This is a genomic window from Butyrivibrio sp., from assembly GCF_024699075.1.
The window spans coordinates 1-4,329 of record NZ_JAILQF010000167.1 but is presented as its reverse complement, the minus strand read 5'-3'; the positions used below and the strand labels follow the sequence as shown (position 1 = coordinate 4,329).

Genomic DNA, 4,329 nt, shown 5'->3' with positions numbered 1-4,329 from the left:
TGAAGGGTGCGCACCGAGATACCCGTAAGCTGCGAAACTTCCTTTACTGTTTTCACTATGTTGTCCTCCTGTCTCTTGATATAGCCATCGTATCTTATGACGTAACGTGAGGGTCAATAGGTATTTTTATCTCAACAAACTGGAAGTTGTAAAGCTACTATAAATCCTCCACATCAATAACTTTTATGCCATGACCACAAGTGACCTAATTCCAATAAAATAAGTTCAATAATCAAACAAGTGCATCTTTTCTTACGTAATAAGTGCCCCTGCCACGTCCTCGACGTTCAAGCACATCCTCATTTACAAGTGCTGTTAACGAGTTTTCCACGGATGCGCGTCCTAGCTTTGGACACATTTCCATTATTTCACTTTTTGTAAACTTGCCTATTTTTTTATAAACGGCAGCTCTTACCTGTTCAATTGCAGGTTCCTTTATATCAATAATTTCAATTAGCTCCTCAAAATCTTTATAAGCTGCAATTATGGTCTTTAGTATATACTTAATAAAAGGAGTCGGATCATCTTCTCCTTCATGCCAACCATTTTGGCTCATGTTAAGCGTGTCATAATACAACTCTTTTAATTCAGCTATCTTTTTTTCCAAAGATACATATCTACCCACAACATAACCAGCTCTATAGAGTAGCAATGTTGTCAACAATCTACTCATTCGACCATTGCCATCATTAAAAGGATGCACACATAGAAAATCATGAATGAATATTGGTATTAAAAGTAATGTATCTACTTCCTCGGTAGCAGACACACTATTAAACTCTTCACATATTCTATCAATAGCAATAGGTGTCTCTATGGGACTAAGTGGTTCAAATATAACATGTTCAATGCCATTTTCATCCTTGGCAACAATGTGGTTATCACTGTTTTTAAAATGACCGCCTATACTTCTGTTGGTAAAACGATAAAGATTCTGGTGTAACTGAAGGATATAATTTGAAGAAATTGGAATATACTCATAACTTTCATGAATCATATCCAATACAAATCGATAGCCAGCAATCTCCTCTTCATCACGATTCTTTGGTTTGGTTTTTGACTGCATCAATTGATTCAATCTTGTATTTGAAGTAAAAATTCCCTCAATCGCATTTGAACTCTCAGTGCTTTGAACCTTAGCCACTTCAACTAACTTATCTAAAACAGCTGGTTTCTGAGTTAAATACAACTCTTGCTTTCCTCTATATTCATGTATACCTGAGACTAAACCTAATATTTCACTATCCCATTTGTAATCTTTATACTTACTGTAATTAAATTCTCGCATAGCGTTTCTCCTTTTCGCCTAAATTATATCATATATTAGGCGATAATCAACACTTTAGGTGATTATTCGCCTATTTTCTTACTTATTTTAGGCGATAAAAACATGGCGGTTAATATTAGTCTTTATAAACTATCTACATAGTCCTTAGCTTCCACAAGACTTACACCTGTAAATTCTCTTACCATTTTAATTGCTTCCACAACTCTACCCGCTCTTTTAAGATTAAGGACCTGTGAATAAGCACTACTATTTAATCTAATTTTACCACTATTCGAATTAATATCAGACTGATCAATGGGCTTATTAAGAGCAACTGGTGAGCTATTTCTATTATGCTTTATAACTTCGCTTTTAGCTTCGTTATTTAAAAAGTTATTATAAGCAAAAACAATAATAGCCAATACAACTAAACCGATTAATATATATATCACTTTTCACGCCTCACTTTTTTCTACTATTTTTTCATTAATCACTGTTATTTTGCTACTTTGTCACATTTGCGCAAAAATATCAATATATCTATTCACATTTTCCACACCGGCTACATCCATTACAAGCCAATCGCATTCCGCAGTTTTCACATTCTTTACCATAATACGCTTTATAAAGCATATCGTCATAAAGAGGCATTCCCCATTCATTAGTTAACCTAAAATCAATAGCTTTTCCCTGAAAACTAAGACCTGAAAGGGCAGCTTGTTCACTTCTTATTTTGCCACTTTTAACACGATAAATCTTATTATCTTTAACAAAGCAGCTTCCTATACTACAAAATATAAATCCAACATTATTTTCCTTGCGGGAAAACTTGGACAGACCGGCTTACTTGGACCTATCGCAGTAGCAGCTTACTCCTACATGTCACTGGTTCCCATTATCCAGCCCCCTATTATGAAGCTTTTCACAACAGAGAAAGAAAGATCAAGATGGAGCAGCTTCGTCCTGTTTCCAAACTTGAGAAGGTTCTTTTCCCCATCGTTGTTACCGTTGTTGTTTGTTTGATTCTTCCCACAACCGCTCCTTTGGTTGGTATGCTTATGCTAGGTAACCTCTTCAGAGAGTCAGGCGTTGTTCGTCAGCTTACAGAGACAGCATCAAACGCAATGATGTATATCGTAGTTATTTTACTTGGTACATCCGTAGGTGCTACCACATCAGCCGAAGCTTTCCTTAACATTGATACAATCAAGATCGTTGTACTTGGTCTTATTGCATTCGCTTTCGGTACGATGGCAGGTGTGCTCTTCGGTAAACTGATGTGCCTGCTTACCCGCGGTAAGGTTAATCCTTTGATCGGTTCTGCAGGTGTATCCGCCGTTCCTATGGCAGCTCGTGTATCTCAGAAGGTAGGTGCTGAGGCAGATCCTACAAACTTCCTTCTCATGCATGCTATGGGTCCCAACGTAGCCGGCGTTATCGGTACTGCAGTTGCAGCCGGAACATTCATGGCTATCTTTGGAGTATTCTAAATCGAAGATATAAACGAATTTTACTTGTTTCATAAAATATGGAGGATATAGGAAATGTCAGAACAGGTTAAGAAACCGATTGGAATCATGGAAACCGTTCTTCGTGATGCACATCAGTCCCTGATTGCAACAAGAATGCCTACCGAGAAGATGCTTCCCATCGTTGACAAAATGGATAAAGTCGGATATGCCGCAGTAGAGTGCTGGGGTGGTGCAACATTCGACGCTTCTTTAAGATTCTTAAAGGAAGATCCCTGGGAGAGATTAAGAAAGCTCAGAGATGGATTTAAGAACACAAAACTTCAGATGCTCTTCAGAGGACAGAACATCTTAGGTTACAGACCTTACGCAGATGATGTGGTTTACGCTTTCGTTGAGAAATCAATCGCAAACGGTATCGATATCATCAGAATTTTCGACTGCTTAAACGACCTTCGTAACTTACAGGCTGCAGTTGATGCAACAAATAAGATCAAAAAGCAGGAAGGAAGAGGCGCAGCTCAGGTTGCTCTTTCCTACACACTTGGTGATGCTTATACATTAGAGTACTGGGCAGACATGGCTAAGAAGATTGAGGAGATGGGTGCTGATTCCATCTGTATCAAGGATATGGCAGGCCTCCTTGTTCCTTACAAGGCTGAGCAGCTTATCAAGGCCATGAAGGAGAACACAAATCTTCCTATCCAGTTACATACTCACTACACTTCAGGTGTAGCTTCAATGACATACCTTAAGGCAGTTGAGGCAGGCGTTGACGTTATCGACTGTGCAATTTCACCTTTTGCACTGGGTACTTCACAGCCCGCTACAGAGGTTATGGTTGAGACCTTCAAGGGAACTCCCTATGATACAGGTTATGACCAGAACCTTCTTGCAGAAATCGCTGATTACTGGAGACCCTACAGAGAAGAGTGCATCGAGAGCGGCTTAATGAGCACAAAGGTTCTTGGCGTAAACATCAAGACTCTTCTTTACCAGGTACCCGGCGGTATGCTTTCAAACATGGTATCTCAGCTTAAAGAGCAGCACGCAGAGGACAAGTACCAGGAAGTACTTGAGGAGATTCCCAGAGTTCGTAAGGACTGCGGTGAGCCCCCTCTTGTTACACCTTCATCACAGATCGTTGGTACACAGGCTATCTTCAACGTTCTCATGGGTGAGAGATATAAGATGGCTACCGGCGAGTTCAAGGATCTCTTAAGAGGTAACTATGGTCAGACTGTTAAGCCTATGAACGAGGAAGTAATCAACAAGGTTATCCCCGGCGAGAAGAGATCAACAGCTCGTTCCGCAGAGGCTACAGGCCATGACAAGCCCGAGCTTGCTCAGCTTGAGTCAGAGATGAAGCAGTACAAGCAACAGGATGAGGACGTACTTTCATACGCACTCTTCCCTCAGGTTGCTACAGACTTCTTCAAGTATCGTCAGGCCCAGCAGGAGAAGGTTGACGTATCTATCGCAGATACAAAGAACGGTGCATACCCCGTTTAATAAGTTATTAATTTACCCCTCACATTTGTGAGGGGTATTTTTGTGTTATAATGAAAGCACTTATGAATACAGAAATCAGAA

3 protein-coding genes and 1 pseudogene are annotated in these 4,329 nt (G+C 39.9%); 2 read left to right on the top strand and 2 right to left on the bottom strand.

Features of this window, described 5'->3' with window-relative positions:
• Positions 1-232: 232 nt before the first annotated feature.
• Both K6G87_RS06540 and K6G87_RS06535 read right to left on the bottom strand, forming a co-directional pair.
• Positions 233-1,288, bottom strand: coding sequence for a Fic family protein (locus K6G87_RS06540; protein WP_296835147.1), 1,056 nt, complete (start codon positions 1,286-1,288; stop codon positions 233-235).
• A gap of 122 nt (positions 1,289-1,410) precedes the next feature.
• A complete protein-coding gene (locus K6G87_RS06535) occupies positions 1,411-1,719 on the bottom strand; it encodes a hypothetical protein (RefSeq protein WP_296835145.1) in 309 nt (102 codons plus the stop codon).
• A 358-nt stretch (positions 1,720-2,077) separates the two neighbouring features.
• On the opposite strand from K6G87_RS06535, the pseudogene K6G87_RS06530 reads away from it, so the two are divergent.
• Both K6G87_RS06530 and K6G87_RS06525 read left to right on the top strand, forming a co-directional pair.
• Positions 2,078-2,757: pseudogene (locus tag K6G87_RS06530) on the top strand (sodium ion-translocating decarboxylase subunit beta); the annotation flags it as partial.
• A 54-nt stretch (positions 2,758-2,811) separates the two neighbouring features.
• A complete protein-coding gene (locus K6G87_RS06525; RefSeq protein WP_296835143.1) occupies positions 2,812-4,248 on the top strand; it encodes a pyruvate carboxylase subunit B in 1,437 nt (478 codons plus the stop codon).
• Positions 4,249-4,329: the final 81 nt, after the last annotated feature.

Coding starts and splice junctions, on each gene's coding strand:
- K6G87_RS06540 (WP_296835147.1), bottom strand. CDS start 1,288: ATGCGAGAATTTAATTACAGTAAGTATAAAGATTACAAATGGGATAGT.
- K6G87_RS06525 (WP_296835143.1), top strand. CDS start 2,812: ATGTCAGAACAGGTTAAGAAACCGATTGGAATCATGGAAACCGTTCTT.